The organism is Bacillus cereus group sp. N12, from assembly GCF_016483575.1.
GTDB lineage: Bacteria > Bacillota > Bacilli > Bacillales > Bacillaceae_G > Bacillus_A > Bacillus_A toyonensis.
The window spans coordinates 17,255-33,495 of record NZ_JAEHBO010000060.1 but is presented as its reverse complement, the minus strand read 5'-3'; the positions used below and the strand labels follow the sequence as shown (position 1 = coordinate 33,495).

The following is a 16,241-nucleotide window of genomic DNA, read 5'->3' as shown; positions in this document are numbered from 1 at the left end:
TATATTGGACAATGTGTAGGTTGTTCAGATTGTCCGGATCTAGGGACATGTAAAAATATGCTGCAAGGATATGAACCGAAGCTCGTTATCCAAGGTAAGATGATTGATATTCAATACGATCGTTGCATTAGAAAAGTAGCATATGATGAGAGAAAAAAATATGAAAAACTCGTTCAAAGTGTATATATGCCAACGGATATTTTACAGGCGACTATGGAAAATTTAGACCCTTCAGAGTTAAATGCACGTATTGATGCAATTGGTGCAGCGAATGAATTTTTAAGCACATATGAACCGGGTAAAAAAGTACAGGGGCTATATCTTTACGGTAAATTTGGTGTAGGGAAAACATATCTTTTAGGGGCGATTGCGAATGAGCTTGCTCGAAAGAAAATAAGTTCCATGCTCGTATACTTCCCAGAATTTTTACGTGAAATTAAAAGTTCGATTCAAGATAATTCAATTGGAGAAAAGATTGATGCGGTTAAACGGGTACAAGTTTTAATGTTAGATGATATCGGAGCGGAAGCGATGTCTAGTTTCGTACGTGACGATGTACTCGGTGCAATCTTACAATTCCGTATGCTAGAAAACTTACCAACGTTCTTTACGTCTAATTTTGATTTCAAACAGTTGGAACATCACTTAACGTATACACAGCGCGGTGAAGCAGAAGAAATGAAAGCGGCCCGTATTATGGAACGAATTAAATATTTAGCGAAACCAATTACAATCGGTGGGAAAAACCGCCGTCATAAGTAAAGAGCAAGCTGAGAAGCTTGTTCTTTTTTTGTTTTGAATGCTTTTCAGCGTAGTCGAATTGTAAAACGAACAGTTCTTATTGAAAATTCATAGTAGCTTGTATCATTTTTTTCTCCCTCCCTTAATATATATAAAATTAGCAAGCCATATCGAGTGGATTTTCTAACGAAAGGAAATGCAATTCTACTAAGAGTGAACTTCCACGGGCCAAACTCTTATAGGATTTGTAAAGTATAGATACAATCCTTTAGAGCGGGGATAAAAGGGGGGACAAAAGTGATTGAAATTTGCTTCGAAGAAAAAAATGATGCTATGTACGTATATAAACAACTACTGAAAAGGGCGGAAGTGTTATATAAAGAAACGAGTGTGTATTTACAGGAACAAAAAGTTGTAATTCACATACCAGTATGTGAATCACACTATATTGAAAAGATTTTATTGCCAGTCATGGTATATTTCATTGTGAATGTGAAACAAAATGAGTGGATTTATACAATTTTAAAAGAAAAGTTTTTTTATGAAGAACAAGAAGAGTGTCATCAAATATTGCATATAGCACAAGAAGTTTTAAAGGGAAGAAGAAAAGGGGTTGCTCGTGAGTTAACACGTTACACATTTGAATCGTATATTAAGTCTTCTTTAAATAATTGGCTTTGTGATCCGCTCTCATTCTCGTTTTCATCATATGTTCGTTTTCGTCTTCGTACATATAGGGAAATGGTAGCTAAGCTTACTGAAGTGGCAATTGATGAGTATAAGATGGAACAAGAATATCAAATGTTCATTGAGACGCTCCGGCAACAAGTTAGTAATCGAAAGTCACGTTTGTCCTGTATGCATCTTATTTTTGATGAAAGTTTTATTTTCTATGATGATAAAGGTAGACGTTTAAAACAGGAGAAATTGGTCCAATATATAGATGAAGATTTGCTAAAGCAAAAAGATGTATATATTGATACAAAAGTAATTGCACCACTTCTTTCTATTTCACCGAAAAAAATCTATTTGTATACGAAAGAACAAGACCATAATATGATTATTACTTTGCGAAACGTATTTCAAGAACGGATACAAATACACGGATTACATGAGTTTGAACGCAATGTGAAAAATTTAAAAAATAAAGGTAACGCCCTTGATTTTCTAAGTTTTTGAGCATATAATTACCTACATAAATGAAATATATTGAAATGTCATGATGAGGACATGAGTAGTTTTCTACGATTTTCAGAGAGGGAAGCCTTAGGGTGTGAGCTTCCTAGTACGGGATTATTACTTACCACCTCTAAACTTTAGCAGTGAACGATTTTTTTAGTAATTGCTAACGGACAACACCGTTATGTTGAACTTGAGCAATTAACAATCATGTTAATTGGAACAAGGGTGGAACCACGAATTCAACACTCGTCCCTTTTTACGGGATGAGTGTTTTTTATTTTGAGAAAAAGAGGAGTGACCAGTGATGGCAGATGTAGTTAAAATTACTTTCCCTGATGGAGCTGTGAAGGAGTTTCCAAAAGGCGTAACAACTGAAGAAATCGCAGCTTCTATTAGCCCAGGCTTAAAGAAAAAAGCTGTAGCTGGAAAATTAAACGATGAGATGATCGATCTTGTTACACCAATCGAAGAAGATGGTGCAGTTTCTATTATTACATTAGATTCAGAAGATGGCTTATACATTTTACGCCATTCAACAGCCCACCTTTTAGCACAAGCGTTAAAACGTTTATATAAAGATGCTAAGCTTGAGCTTGGCATTGGTCCAGTAATTGAAAATGGCTTCTACTACGATATTGATATGGAAGAAGCAATTACAGTTGAAGACTTCAAGAAAATCGAAAAAGAAATGCAAAAAATCGTGAACGAGAACTTAGAAATCGTTCGTCATGAAGTACCACGTGCAGAAGCACTTCGTCGCTTTGAAGAAATCGGCGATGAGTTAAAATTAGATTTAATTAACGATCTTCCAGAAGATGCAGTTATTTCAATCTATGAGCAAGGCGAATTCTTCGACCTTTGCCGCGGTGTTCACCTTCCATCTACAGGAAAAATTAAAGTGTTTAAATTATTAAGCGTTGCAGGTGCTTACTGGCGCGGCGATAGCAATAATAAAATGCTACAACGTATTTACGGTACTGCATTTGTTAAGAAAGCAGAATTAGATGAGCATTTACGTATGCTTGAAGAAGCGAAAGAGCGCGATCACCGTAAATTAGGTAAAGAATTAAAATTATTTACTAATAGCCAAAAAGTAGGACAAGGTTTACCACTTTGGTTACCAAAAGGTGCAACGATCCGTCGTATTATCGAGCGTTACATCGTTGATAAAGAAGCAAGCTTAGGCTATGATCACGTATACACTCCAGTACTAGGAAGCAGAGAGCTATATGAAACTTCTGGTCACTGGAATCACTACCGTGATGGTATGTTCCCATCAATGGAAATGGATAATGAAGAGTTAGTTCTTCGTCCAATGAACTGCCCTCACCACATGATGGTTTATAAAAACGATATTCACAGCTACCGTGAATTACCAATCCGTATTGCGGAACTTGGAACAATGCACCGCTATGAAATGTCAGGTGCGTTATCTGGATTACAACGTGTACGCGGAATGACTTTAAACGATGCGCACATTTTCGTACGCCCAGATCAAATTAAAGAAGAGTTAAAACGTGTTGTAAACTTAACTCTAGAAGTGTACAAAGATTTCGGTTTAGAGAACTATTCATTCCGTCTATCTTATCGTGACCCAGCAGATACTAAAAAGTACTATGCTGATGATGAGATGTGGGAAAAAGCACAAGGTATGTTAAAAGAAGCTATGGATGAAATGGGTCTTGATTACTACGAAGCTGAAGGTGAAGCGGCGTTCTACGGTCCAAAACTTGACGTTCAAGTTCGTACTGCTCTTGGAAAAGACGAAACACTTTCAACTGTACAATTAGACTTCTTACTTCCAGAACGCTTTGAATTAGCTTACGTTGGTGAAGATGGAAAACAACATCGTCCAGTTGTAATTCACCGTGGTGTTGTATCAACTATGGAACGTTTCGTAGCATTCTTAATTGAAGAATACAAAGGTGCATTCCCAACTTGGTTAGCTCCAGTTCAAGCACAAGTAATTCCAGTTTCTCCGCAAGTGCATTTAGACTATGCGAAGAAAGTACAAGATGAATTGCGCCGTGCTGGTATTCGTGTTGAATTAGATACTCGCGAAGAGAAAATTGGTTACAAAATCCGTGAAGCACAAATGCAAAAAATTCCGTACATGCTTGTAGTAGGTGACAATGAAGTAACTGAAAATGGCGTAAACGTACGTAAATATGGTGAACAAAAATCAGAAACAATCGCATTAGATGCTTTTGTTGACATGATTAAAGTAGAAGGAAAAAGATAAGAAAGAGCCGCGGTATACCGCGGCTTTTCTTTTTAATATAAAAGAGAAAAACTAGAAAAAATAACCATGTAACTCTTATCATAAAAAAGTATTGCATGTATGCTAGTTGTTTGTTACAATATTTCTTGTTGTTAGTAAAACACATCGCGTCTTCTTGACAGACGTCATGTCCTATGATAAACTCATCAAGGATAATAGAATATTGTTTTGTGGAACAAGTAGAAGCACCCGCTTCTCACCTGATGGACGCATTCGCAGTTAGCAGGTAAATGTATTTCTTACTTAAGATTTTACAAGTGTGGGTGTCGTATGCCCGCACTTTTTTTGTCGGGTTCTATGACTACAAAATATGTTCTGAGAAAACCTTGGAGGTGGCTTACTATTAGCAAGGATATGATGATTAACGAGCAAATTCGTGCACGTGAAGTACGTTTAGTTGGCGCAAATGGCGATCAACTTGGAATCAAGTCTCGTAATGACGCTTTAGACTTAGCTGCAAATCTTAATCTTGATTTAGTATTAGTTGCTCCAAATGCGAAACCGCCAGTATGCCGCATTATGGACTACGGTAAATTCCGCTTTGAGCAACAGAAGAAAGAAAAAGAACAGCGCAAAAATCAAAAAGTAATTAGCATGAAAGAAGTTCGTTTAAGTCCAACAATTGATGAACACGACTTTAACACAAAACTTCGTAATGCTATCAAGTTTTTAGAGAAAGGCGACAAGGTTAAAGCGTCAATTCGCTTTAAAGGACGTGCCATTACTCATAAAGAAATCGGTCAACGTGTTTTAGATCGCTTCTCAGAAGCTTGTGCTGAAGTTAGTACAATTGAATCTAAGCCTAAAATGGAAGGACGTAGTATGTTCTTAGTTTTAGCACCGAAAAACGATAAGTAATAGATAGAGGAGGAAATACCTATGCCTAAACAAAAAACTCATCGCGGCGCTGCAAAGCGTTTCAAAAAGACTGGATCAGGTAAACTGAAACGTTCTCACGCTTACACAAGCCATTTATTCGCTAACAAATCTACAAAAGCTAAACGTAAACTACGTAAAGCTGGTGTAGTAAGCGCTGGTGACTTCAAACGCATTCGTCAAATGCTTGACAACTTAAAATAAGTTCGGCTGATATATAGAACAATTAGGAGGTAATATTATGCCAAGAGTAAAAGGTGGTACAGTTACTCGTCAACGTCGTAAAAAAGTTATAAAATTAGCAAAAGGTTACTACGGTTCTAAAAATACATTATTCAAGGTTGCTAACCAACAGGTTATGAAATCTCTAATGTATGCATTCCGTGACCGTCGTCAAAAGAAACGTGACTTCCGTAAATTATGGATCACACGTATCAACGCAGCAGCTCGTATGAATGGTCTTTCTTACAGCCGCTTAATGCACGGTTTAAAAAATGCTGGCATCGAAGTTAACCGCAAGATGCTTGCTGACTTAGCTGTTCATGACGAAAAAGCTTTCGCTGAATTAGCAACAGTTGCAAAAAACAACATTAACTAATTAATTAGTTGAAACCTTAGAAGAATTTTCTTCTAAGGTTTTTTGTTTGTTTTCAAAGAGAAGTGTGAAGTGAATGAAGCTCTAAAGATTTATGGAAGCATCGTTATCGATATGACAAAATCAACATAAAAACTATAGTGATATAGAAGAATATGCATATGAAGTCAGGAGAATTCTCCTGGCTTTTTTCAATTATGCTCGTTTGGAAAGAAGAGTATCTTTCCTAGCCGAAACGACACTGCTATAATGGAAAGATGATATGGAACTTTCATCAGATGAACAATATATGAGCGATGACTGAAACGTATTTGTAAATTAAGGACAAGCTATTTTATAAAGAGGTAGATAGCTGACTTATTCATAAGAACTGAAACATAATAATGAACTTTGAGATGAAACAACATTGTTGCATAAAATGCGATGTTGGAGGAGGACAATAGAATGGACTTACTACAACTATTTAAATTACAAAAAGAATTAGATGACCGTATTGCAAAAGAACATGACTTACAACCGAAAAAGTTGTTAAAAGAAAAAATGCTAGCTCTTCTTGTAGAAATTGGAGAACTTGCAAATGAAACACGCTGTTTTAAATATTGGAGCAATAAACCAGCATCAGAACGTGAAGTAATATTAGAAGAATACGTAGATGGTTTGCATTTTATTTTATCAATCGGAATCGATTTAGGTATTGATAAAAACTTCTTATTCTATAAATGTGCACAAACGAATAAAACACAAGTGGAAATTTTCTTAGACACATATGCGAAAGTAATTCGTTTTACAGATCAACCATCTATCACGAACTATATTGAATTATTTACAAGCTATCTTCGACTTGGACAAGCACTTGAATTTGAACAAGAAGAAATTGAAAAAGCGTATTTAGATAAAAATGAAGTAAATCATCAGCGTCAAACACAAGGATACTAATTTAATTTTTGAATATTTCAATTTCCTTTTGTATAATAAGGTGACTGAAGAAAAAGGAGGGTGTTGGCAATGACAAAATTAGACGCGACATTGACAATGCTAAAAGAGTTAACAGATGCACGTGGTATTGCTGGTAACGAGCGTGAACCACGTGAAGTAATGAAGAAATATATTGAGCCGTTTGCGGACGAACTTTCTACTGATAATTTAGGAAGTTTAGTTGCGAAAAAAGTTGGGGAAGAAAACGGCCCGAAAATTATGGTTGCAGGTCATTTAGATGAAGTTGGCTTTATGATTACGCAAATTGATGACAAAGGCTTCCTTCGTTTTCAAACAGTTGGTGGCTGGTGGTCACAAGTTATGCTTGCACAGCGCGTGACAATTGTAACGCGTAAAGGAGATGTAACAGGTGTAATTGGTTCAAAACCACCACACATTTTACCTCCAGAAGCTCGTAAAAAGCCAGTTGATATTAAAGACATGTTCATCGATATCGGTGCTTCTAGCCAAGAAGAGGCAATGGAGTGGGGCGTACGACCAGGAGATCAAGTTGTACCTTACTTTGAATTCCAAGTGATGAAGAATGAAAAAATGTTACTTGCAAAAGCATGGGATAACCGAATCGGTTGTGCGATTGCAATTGACGTATTAAAACAATTAAAAGATGAAAAACATCCAAACGTTGTATACGGCGTTGGAACTGTACAAGAAGAGGTTGGTCTTCGTGGTGCAAAAACATCTGCGAATTATATCAAACCAGATATCGCGTTCGCAGTAGATGTTGGTATCGCTGGAGATACACCGGGTGTAACGTCAAAAGAAGCGCAAAGTAAAATGGGCGATGGACCGCAGATTATTTTATATGATGCTTCTGTTATTGGACATACAGGTTTACGTGATTTCGTAGTTGATGTTGCTGACGAACTACAAATTCCATACCAATATGATTCAGTAGCTGGTGGGGGAACAGATGCAGGTGCGATTCACATTTCTGTAAATGGTATTCCGTCTATGGCAATTACGATTGCGACACGCTACATCCATTCGCATGCGGCAATGTTACACCGTGATGATTATGAAAATGCAGTGAAGTTAATTGTAGAAGTTATTAAACGTCTTGATAAAGAGGCTGTACATAACATTACATTTAATTAATAGAAAAAAGCGAAGGAGAATCTCCTTCGCTTTTTTATGTGTTAAAAAGGTCTTTCTAATCCTGCGGCAGTATGGGCCCCTAAAATAATTAAACGAGTTAATTGCATGGCCATAAAATGCGGGGTATATATCATCCCTCTTTTTAACCATGACATAATCATCCCGATGTGAGCCCCTGTCACATAACTAATTAGAATATCACGAGGAACCATAAGATTTTTATCATTTGGTTGTGAAATTGATAAGCTTAATGTTAAATGCGTTTGTATTGTTTTCATCATTTTATAAGAGTAGTTTCCTGCAGCTTTATCCCCGAGCATAACATTATAGAAGTTCACGTTTTCTGCGATGTGTTCGAACAGAGCCAAAAATGTTGGATGTGGTGAATCGAATGTAAGTTGAAAATCCTCTTTATTTTTATTTTTCGGTTTGATTACTTCTGCTAGCTTCTCTAACATTTCTTCAATGCTTTTGTCTAATAAGTCGTATTTATCATGGTAATGGCTATAAAATGTAGCGCGATTTACAGGAGCGCGTTCTGCGATATGTTGAACAGTTACATTTTCAAACCCTTTTTCGCCTACTAAAGCGACAAAAGCATCCTGTATGAGTTGTCTCGTCCGCTTTACACGTGGATCATTTGTATTTTTAATAGACATTTTACTTCTCCTCGTTTCATTTTATACACTTAAACAACAAATCGTTATTATATTGTTGTTTAAGCGACATTTCATACTTAAATTGTCGGTTGTAGATTCGAAATAATTATTTATAATTATAAACGATAGTCCTTTAGAAATCAGCACCACTCGCAGGTAGACGAAATCCGGTTTATGCTGCTGAAGGTGTGCTTTTTTTGTTTAAAGGTTAATATAATTAACAATTAAACAATATAAACAATAAGGATGTAAATAGTTTAGAAAAAAATTATATGCGATATAAGGAGAGGAATGCAATGAATCAGTTTCGAAGAATGGTGATTATCAACATTATCACATTAATTGTACTAGTTGGCGGCGGCATTGGCGGTTATTACTATTACAATCAAGCGGAAAACTATTTAAAAACAGAAAATGCAAAAATTGATGGAAAGGTAATTCCAATTGCTTCACCAGCAGCAGGTAAATTGACTGACTGGAAAGCTGAAGTAGGAAAAAACTACAATGAGAACGATAAATTAGGTGCTGTCACTGTAGCTGGAGCAAATGGGGAGCAAACAGTAGACGTAACAATTCCGCAAAACGCGACAGTTGTACAATCAAACGCAACGACAAATGCTTTCGTTGGAGCTGGTAGCCCAATTGCTTATGCATTTGATATGAACAATTTATGGGTAACAGCAAACATTGAAGAAACAGATGTTGACGATGTGCAAAAAGGTCAAGATGTAGACGTGTATGTAGATGCATACCCAGACACGACGTTATCCGGAAAAGTAGAGCAAGTTGGATTAACAACAGCGAATACATTCTCTATGTTACCATCAAGCAACGCAACAGCGAACTATACGAAAGTAACACAAGTGGTACCAGTTAAAATTTCTTTAGATCATAGTAAATCAGTAAATATTGTTCCTGGCATGAATGTGACAGTTCGTATTCATAAGTAAGGGGGAGATGAGATGTCCTCAATTGCAATTGCAGGATATGCACTATTTTGTATAATCGTCTTCTTCCTTGTAAATCGTCTTTTACGAAAGAAAAAAACGAACGTGGGAGAAGAACAAGTCCCAGCCGTAAGTAAAATAGAAGTAAGTAAGGTAGAAACAGAAGAAAAAGAAATTGAACGAAAGCAAGAAATAGAAATTTCTAATGTAGTTGAGTTAGAAACAGGTAAGCAAGAAGAAGTAAAACAAGAAAAAGAAATGCCGAAAAAACAAACGTCTATGCCTATAGAGAATGTGAACGTAAAAGCAGTTGTAACAGTATTAATTCTCGGGATGTTCGTTTCTATTTTAAACCAAACGATCATTAACGTTGCATTGCCTCCGTTAATGAATGAATTTAATGTATCAACTTCAACAGCACAATGGTTAATTACAGGCTTCATGCTCGTAAATGGTATTTTAGTACCGATTAGTGCCTTTTTAGTTTCACGATTTACGTATCGTAAATTGTTCGTAGCGGCAATGTTATTCTTCACGGTAGGATCTATCATTTGTGCTACTTCAGGAAACTTTACAATGATGATGACGGGCCGAGTGATTCAAGCGGTTGGAGCGGGTATTTTAATGCCGGTTGGTATGAATATTTTCATGACATTATTCCCGCCTCATAAGCGAGGAGCAGCTATGGGATTACTAGGGGTAGCGATGATTTTAGCACCAGCTATCGGACCAACTGTAACAGGATGGGTAATTGAAAACTATAGCTGGAACTTAATGTTCTACGGAATGTTTGTGATTGGTTTAATTATTACTTTCCTATCTTTAAAATTCTTTACACTAGCTCAGCCGGTATCTAACACAAAGCTAGATGTATTCGGTGTTATTAGTTCAAGTATTGGACTAGGTAGCTTATTGTATGGATTTAGTGAAGCGGGAAATAATAGCTGGACTAGTGCAGAGGTTGTGATATCACTTATCATTGGTGTAGTAGGTATTGCAGTATTTATTTGGAGAGAGCTAACAACGGACAATAAAATGCTTGATTTACAAGTGTTTAAATATCCAGTATTTACTTTTACTTTAGTAATTAACGCAATCGTAACGATGGCATTATTCGGAGGTATGCTATTACTTCCAGTATATCTACAAAATATTCGTGGCTTTACGCCAATTGAATCTGGTTTACTACTTCTTCCAGGATCATTAATTATGGGGATCATGGGACCAGTAGCAGGTAAATTATTTGATAAATATGGCATTCGTCCATTAGCGATAATTGGATTGGCAATTACAACTTATGCGACATATGAATTTACAAAATTATCGATGGATACACCGTATAGCGTTATTATGACGGATTATATTATACGTTCAATTGGTATGTCATTCATTATGATGCCAATTATGACAGCTGGTATGAACGCGCTGCCGATGAAATTAATTTCTCACGGTACAGCAACGCAAAATACGTCAAGACAAGTAGCTGGTTCAATTGGAACAGCGATCTTAATCACACTTATGACGCAACAAACGACTGCTCACGTAGCGGATTATGGCAACATGTTAACAACGTCAAATCCAATTTTAGTTGATAAAGTACATGGTATGGGCCAAAGCTTAGCGGCTTTAGCTGGATCAGCTCAAGCGGGAGATGCGATGAGCACGCAACTACTATTTGGACAAATCTCAAAGCTATCTGCAATTAACGGTATTAACGATGCATTCTTAATTGCAACGATACTTGCGGGTATTGCTTGGGTGTTATCGTTCTTCTTACCATCAGGCAATAAACCAAATAGAAAAGCAGGGAATTAATTTCCCTGCTTTTTTGTGTTTTTTATGTAGTTAGATATAAAAGATGATAACTAGTTACAGAGCACAATCCTGTTATAACCAAAATCGTCCCCATAGAACGAATACTTGATATTTGTCTGCCACTTATAATAGCTACTAGTCCAGCTAATGAGAAGAAGCACCAATATAAAGTTCCCGAAATTGGAACCATTCCCTCTAAATCTATTCCATAACCTATACAAATGATAGGAACAACGATAAGTGATATGCTAATTAAACCAGCTATAACGATAAGTGATTTTCGATATTTAATTCCGGCAGCAATTAAATAAATGCCAACGATGCCTTCACATAATAACAAAATAGGGGCTAAGATAAGCCAAATAAATAAACCGGTAGATTCCATATGTAATAACTCCTTAATGAATAAAATATGAATCAGGCATGGACAATAGCTGCAAACAGTCCTATTGAGAAAATAATGAGTCCCATGTTGCGTATACTCTTAATTTTTGAATGTACCCCATTCAATCCTGCTAATAAACCAGCTAGAGAGAAAAGCATCCAATATAGGACAGGTGGAATGTGGAGAACGTTCTCTCCATTGATACCTTTGTTTAAAAAAAGTAAAAGGCATTATAACGAATGAAAAGCAAATAATCCCCATTAAGGTAACAAGTAATTTCCGATGTTTAATTTCTGTTACCATTAAAAAATACCACCAGCAATCCCGCATAGTAAGAGAAGTGGCGTAAAAAGCATCCAAATAATACTGAACATATGTAAACTCTTTTATATGAATTAAGTTATATTTTACTACATGAGGTTTATTTTGGATATTATTAATAAAATCGAAAAATAGTTATTGGCGATTTGAAAAGCTAGAGGATAGTGTAACGAAAATTATACTGACGCCTGTCCTAACTTCTGGTGAAGAGGGAGAAAAGAAAACGAATTATCGAAAAGTGCTAACAGAAGAGGAGTTTGAAGTTGTTATAAAAGAGTGAAAGAGGTATCGTGATGATACCTCTTTTTAACTTAAGAATGCTAACATATTATTCATAATATGAAATAACATAGCTGGAATAATGGATTTTGTTTTTTTGCATAAAATAGCCATTAATAATCCCATGAAGAAAGTAATTACCATTACCCCAAGTGAGTATGTATGAGCGATACCGAAGAAGAAGCTTGTTATGATGGCTGCAATCCAAAATGGAAAGCGTTCAGAGAAAAAGTGGAGTAAAAAACCACGGAAAATAAGTTCTTCAAAAATTGGGGTGAGTATCGCAAAGCCGATAAGTAATAATATTTGATACTGTTCAAATACGTCTAAGTTTAGTGCAGAAGCTTGTTGCTTTGTTGCGTCTTGGAACACATATTTTAAAAAGATATAATTGAGCACGATGCTTATAGCGAAGAAAAGAAGTAAGTATACGTATGTGCGCCATTTTTTTAGTACTGTACAGTTAAAGGATTGTAGTAATAATTTTTTTGCGGGTTCAAATTTAAAAATGAAGAATAACAACACAGCTAGTTGTAATCCGATACTTGCAGTGTTTGCAATAGATTCATATAGGGCAATTTGTTTTTTATTTTCGAGTCCGGATGTATAAATTGTTAAGGGCATTGCGAGGAACACAGTAATAAGTCCAGTTCCGAAAAAAGCAAATAAAACGGAGCTAATGAATTGTCCCCATGACATAGAGTATTTCTGTTCATAAGGAAGTTGTGTAGCGGGTTGCATATGTAGAATCACCTCTTTGTATTTGTATATATAATTGTAAGGTGTTTTCATTCTGGATGTAAGATTAAAATATTACATCCAGAATTGTATTTTAAGAAAAAATAAAAGAGGTATCACCCTATAGTGATGCCTCTTTCTCATTGATAACTATGTTCTGCCTTGTTATTTGATTTCGATTGCTCTATTTGCAATTCACGCTTTACCAATTGATCTAATTGCTGAATTGCTTTTAGTGCCTTTTCATAAGAAATCGTTCGGTAATGGTGTGCTCCGCCTGGTTCTTCATCGGCTTCATCTGCCCACTTAATAATGTTTTGTAGAGGTGTTCTTTCAAGTGATTGTTCTACTAGGAAAGAATCAGTATGCAATAGAATTGCAACAGAAATTTCTTTTGCTAGTTTTGGATGTTCTCCTAGTCTAATAAGCAACTTGTGAGCTCTTTCCGCTCCTTTAATTGCATGTATATCATTCTTTTTATATAAGTCATAGTCCCATTCGCCGCCCGTGTACCACGTATGATGTCCGATATCGTGAAGGAAACCGGCTTTTGTCGCAGCATCGACTGAGGCGTGATGCTTTTTGGCTAAGTGAAACGCATGGTAAGCGACAGCAATCGCGTGGACCATTCCAGAACGGTTCACATATTTTTGGGTAATGTGGTGTTTAAAAACTTGTTCAAGCGTAATACGTTGCATAAAACATTCACTCCTTTTATCTAATGATGTATATGAAGAAAAATCGATCGGTTTAAATGTATTTTGAACATTGTACTCCATCAATCAGCGTTAGTAAAGTAGAAATGTTTAGGAGAAGAAAAATTTTATAGACATAAAAGGTCACCTTAGTTTTTTCTAAGGTGACCTTTTATTGTTTATTTTTTTAATCCTTGTTCTAGTGTTTCTAACATTTCGTGCTTTTCATTTTCATCAGCGTTTTTCCAAATGACTTCGAATAAAACACCAAGACCTGGAAGCATTTTTTCTTCACCGCTTTGAATTGCATCGACAATTGTTTCTTGTAATTGATCTTGTGAATTTCCAGATACATTCGCTAATACAGCACCACGTAAATTAAAACTCATTGCTTTCACCTCTTCTTCAGAATTGAAACTGACGTTAGTTTTTGTTCTTTTTTATGTAAATATGTATGAAAAATAGGCTATAATGATAAGACAAGAAGAGAGGGAAATACATATTATGAAAAACATTGATTCAGTACAAAATCCGCGTGTGAAGCAGTGGAAAAAGCTGCAAACGAAAAAAGAACGCGATAAAAAAGGGTTGTTCTTTGTTGAAGGATTCCACTTAGTGGAGGAAGCTTTAAAGGCAGGAGTTGTAACAGAACTTATCGTTTCAGATCAAACAGACCTTCCGAAAGATTGGACAGTGAATGATGTTGAAATGTATATCGTGCCTGAAGCGATTGTAAAAATACTTCGTGAAACAGAAACGACACAAGGTGTATTTGCTGTCTGTGAAAAGCATGAGAAAGAAGTAGCTCTTACTGATGGGAAATTTCTTTTATTAGACGGCCTTCAAGACCCAGGTAATTTAGGAACGATTATTCGTACAGCTGATGCAGCTGGTATTCATGCCGTTGTGCTTGGAGAAGGTTGTGTTGATGTTTATAATAGTAAAGTACTCCGCTCTACACAAGGTTCTATTTTCCACTTACCAATTGTAAAAGGGAACTTAGAAGAATGGGTAGACAAGTTAAAAGAAAATAACGTTCCTGTATATGGAACAGCTCTTGAAAATGGAGTTCCGTATGGGGAAGTAACACCAGCTGGCAGTTTTGCATTAATTGTTGGAAATGAAGGAAATGGCGTACGCCAAGAAATTCTTGCAAAAACGGATCAAAACTTGTATATTCCGATTTACGGCGGGGCAGAATCATTAAATGTTGCGGTTGCAGCAGGGATTTTAACGTATTATTTACAAAGCCCGGTTGCGAACAAATAAAAAACTTCTTATAATAAGTTGAAGTATATTATATTAAAAGTTAAATAACGAAAAACGTTGATAGAGAAGAGTAACTTACAAAATCGCCATATAGGGAGAGAATGCCTTAGACTGAAAGCATTCTTATGGTAGACGGAAGTGAATTCACCTCTGGAGTTGACGCCAGGACCATGTATATGTAAAGGCGTTCCGGTCAGAATTGATCGTTATAACTAATGAGTGGGCAGACATGTTCTGTCAATTTAGGGTGGTACCGCGAATTTACCTCGTCCCTTTTTGGGAGCGAGGTTTTTTTATTTTTAAAATTAGGAGGGTTCCAAATGGAAGCACGTTTAAAAGAGCTAAAGCAAAAAGCGTTAGAGCTTATTGAAGAAGCGAAAGAGCTGAAAGGCTTAAACGACGTACGCGTAGCGTATTTAGGAAAAAAAGGCCCAATTACAGAAGTATTACGCGGCATGGGAAAATTATCAGCAGAAGAGCGTCCACGTATGGGAGCATTAGTAAATGAAGTACGTGAAGCGATTCAAACGCGTTTAGACGACAAAATTGGTAACTTAGAAAAAGCAGTAATTGAAGCGAAGTTAGCTACTGAAACAATTGATGTTACCTTGCCAGGTCGTCCTGTTGAAACAGGTTGTCACCATCCGTTAACAGCTGTTGTTGAACAAATTGAAGATGTATTCATCGGTATGGGTTACGAAGTAGCTGAAGGAACAGAAGTAGAAAAAGACTACTACAACTTCGAAGCATTAAACTTACCGAAAGATCATCCAGCGCGTGATATGCAAGATACATTCTACATTACAGAAGAAACGTTACTACGTACACATACATCTTCTGTGCAAGCACGTACGATGGAAAATAATAAAGAAAAAGGCCCAATCAAAATTATTTGTCCTGGTAAAGTGTATCGCCGCGATGACGATGATGCGACGCATTCACATCAGTTCATGCAAATTGAGGGTCTTGTAATTGATAAAAACATTCGCATGAGTGATTTAAAAGGTACATTGCAAGTATTCGTGAAAAAGATGTTCGGTGAAGATCGTGAAATCCGTCTTCGTCCAAGTTTCTTCCCATTCACAGAGCCATCTGTAGAGATGGATATTTCGTGTATGATGTGTCACGGTAAAGGTTGTGGCACTTGTAAAGGAACTGGCTGGATTGAAATTTTAGGCGCAGGTATGGTTCACCCGAACGTACTTGAAATGGCTGGTTATGATTCAAAAGAATATCAAGGTTTTGCATTCGGTATGGGCGCAGAACGTATCGCAATGTTGAAATACGGCGTAGATGACATTCGTCATTTCTATACAAATGACGTACGTTTCTTACAACAATTCAAACGAGCGTAAGGGAAGGAGAGG

17 protein-coding genes, 2 pseudogenes and 3 other annotated features are annotated in these 16,241 nt (G+C 36.4%); of the genes and pseudogenes, 13 read left to right on the top strand and 6 right to left on the bottom strand.

Features of this window, described 5'->3' with window-relative positions; translation table 11 throughout:
• The 8 genes from dnaI to JDS92_RS22060 form a co-directional block, all read left to right on the top strand.
• A partial coding sequence (gene dnaI, locus JDS92_RS22095; RefSeq protein ID WP_199632507.1) for a primosomal protein DnaI occupies positions 1–762 on the top strand: 762 nt, incomplete at its 5' end.
• A 276-nt stretch (positions 763–1,038) separates the two neighbouring features.
• Positions 1,039–1,920 (top strand): putative sporulation protein YtxC, encoded by an 882-nt coding sequence (gene ytxC / locus JDS92_RS22090; protein WP_000569632.1) that lies wholly within the window; start codon positions 1,039–1,041, stop codon positions 1,918–1,920.
• 31 nt (positions 1,921–1,951) lie between these two features.
• Positions 1,952–2,180, top strand: a binding site (T-box leader).
• Between the two features lie 47 nt (positions 2,181–2,227).
• Positions 2,228–4,165: a threonine--tRNA ligase gene (gene thrS / locus JDS92_RS22085; RefSeq protein ID WP_000786073.1), complete on the top strand. Its 1,938-nt coding sequence runs from the start codon at positions 2,228–2,230 to the stop codon at positions 4,163–4,165.
• 210 nt (positions 4,166–4,375) lie between these two features.
• Positions 4,376–4,496 (top strand) — a sequence feature (ribosomal protein L20 leader region).
• 62 nt (positions 4,497–4,558) lie between these two features.
• Positions 4,559–5,062 carry a translation initiation factor IF-3 gene (infC, locus tag JDS92_RS22080; RefSeq protein WP_000973214.1) on the top strand — a complete coding sequence of 168 codons (504 nt, stop codon included), beginning with the start codon at positions 4,559–4,561 and terminating at the stop codon, positions 5,060–5,062.
• A 21-nt stretch (positions 5,063–5,083) separates the two neighbouring features.
• Complete coding sequence (rpmI, locus tag JDS92_RS22075) at positions 5,084–5,284, top strand: 50S ribosomal protein L35 (RefSeq protein ID WP_001125945.1); 201 nt, start codon at positions 5,084–5,086, stop codon at positions 5,282–5,284.
• A 37-nt stretch (positions 5,285–5,321) separates the two neighbouring features.
• Positions 5,322–5,678 carry a 50S ribosomal protein L20 gene (gene rplT, locus JDS92_RS22070; protein ID WP_001138362.1) on the top strand — a complete coding sequence of 119 codons (357 nt, stop codon included), beginning with the start codon at positions 5,322–5,324 and terminating at the stop codon, positions 5,676–5,678.
• A 441-nt stretch (positions 5,679–6,119) separates the two neighbouring features.
• The gene (locus tag JDS92_RS22065) at positions 6,120–6,611 is read left to right on the top strand and encodes a dUTP diphosphatase (RefSeq protein ID WP_000365050.1); all 492 of its coding nucleotides are present in this window, start codon (positions 6,120–6,122) and stop codon (positions 6,609–6,611) included.
• Between the two features lie 69 nt (positions 6,612–6,680).
• Positions 6,681–7,766 (top strand): M42 family metallopeptidase, encoded by a 1,086-nt coding sequence (locus JDS92_RS22060; protein WP_000163548.1) that lies wholly within the window; start codon positions 6,681–6,683, stop codon positions 7,764–7,766.
• A gap of 41 nt (positions 7,767–7,807) precedes the next feature.
• On the opposite strand, the gene JDS92_RS22055 is transcribed toward JDS92_RS22060, so the two are convergent.
• Complete coding sequence (locus JDS92_RS22055) at positions 7,808–8,425, bottom strand: TetR/AcrR family transcriptional regulator (RefSeq protein ID WP_097952297.1); 618 nt, start codon at positions 8,423–8,425, stop codon at positions 7,808–7,810.
• 296 nt (positions 8,426–8,721) lie between these two features.
• On the opposite strand from JDS92_RS22055, the gene JDS92_RS22050 reads away from it, so the two are divergent.
• Positions 8,722–9,375, top strand: coding sequence for an HlyD family secretion protein (locus JDS92_RS22050; protein ID WP_001071409.1), 654 nt, complete (start codon positions 8,722–8,724; stop codon positions 9,373–9,375).
• Between the two features lie 12 nt (positions 9,376–9,387).
• A complete protein-coding gene (locus JDS92_RS22045) occupies positions 9,388–11,187 on the top strand; it encodes a DHA2 family efflux MFS transporter permease subunit (protein ID WP_199632506.1) in 1,800 nt (599 codons plus the stop codon).
• 22 nt (positions 11,188–11,209) lie between these two features.
• On the opposite strand, the gene JDS92_RS22040 is transcribed toward JDS92_RS22045, so the two are convergent.
• Together JDS92_RS22040 and JDS92_RS22035 are read right to left on the bottom strand one after the other, a co-directional pair.
• A complete protein-coding gene (locus JDS92_RS22040) occupies positions 11,210–11,572 on the bottom strand; it encodes a hypothetical protein (protein ID WP_000446230.1) in 363 nt (120 codons plus the stop codon).
• A 13-nt stretch (positions 11,573–11,585) separates the two neighbouring features.
• Positions 11,586–11,946 (bottom strand): annotated as a pseudogene (locus JDS92_RS22035) (ammonia permease).
• Positions 11,947–12,008: 62 nt separating this feature from the next.
• Here JDS92_RS22035 and JDS92_RS31430 point away from each other — a divergent pair.
• Positions 12,009–12,173 (top strand): annotated as a pseudogene (locus JDS92_RS31430) (DUF4179 domain-containing protein); the annotation flags it as partial.
• A 26-nt stretch (positions 12,174–12,199) separates the two neighbouring features.
• Here JDS92_RS31430 and JDS92_RS22030 read toward each other — a convergent pair.
• The 3 genes from JDS92_RS22030 to sspI form a co-directional block, all read right to left on the bottom strand.
• Entirely contained in the window at positions 12,200–12,913 is a 714-nt protein-coding gene (locus tag JDS92_RS22030; protein WP_199632505.1) for a CPBP family intramembrane glutamic endopeptidase, read from the bottom strand.
• A 137-nt stretch (positions 12,914–13,050) separates the two neighbouring features.
• Entirely contained in the window at positions 13,051–13,608 is a 558-nt protein-coding gene (locus tag JDS92_RS22025) for an HD domain-containing protein (RefSeq protein WP_199632504.1), read from the bottom strand.
• A gap of 176 nt (positions 13,609–13,784) precedes the next feature.
• Positions 13,785–13,994, bottom strand: a complete 210-nt coding sequence (gene sspI, locus JDS92_RS22020) for a small acid-soluble spore protein SspI (protein ID WP_000009509.1) — start codon at positions 13,992–13,994, stop codon at positions 13,785–13,787.
• 82 nt (positions 13,995–14,076) lie between these two features.
• Here sspI and JDS92_RS22015 point away from each other — a divergent pair, with 82 nt between their 5' ends.
• Together JDS92_RS22015 and pheS are read left to right on the top strand one after the other, a co-directional pair.
• Positions 14,077–14,874: a TrmH family RNA methyltransferase gene (locus JDS92_RS22015; RefSeq protein WP_002060131.1), complete on the top strand. Its 798-nt coding sequence runs from the start codon at positions 14,077–14,079 to the stop codon at positions 14,872–14,874.
• Positions 14,875–14,922: 48 nt separating this feature from the next.
• Positions 14,923–15,151 (top strand) — a binding site (T-box leader).
• 43 nt (positions 15,152–15,194) lie between these two features.
• The gene (gene pheS, locus JDS92_RS22010) at positions 15,195–16,229 is read left to right on the top strand and encodes a phenylalanine--tRNA ligase subunit alpha (RefSeq protein ID WP_000388217.1); all 1,035 of its coding nucleotides are present in this window, start codon (positions 15,195–15,197) and stop codon (positions 16,227–16,229) included.
• The last annotated feature ends 12 nt before the right edge of the window (positions 16,230–16,241 follow it).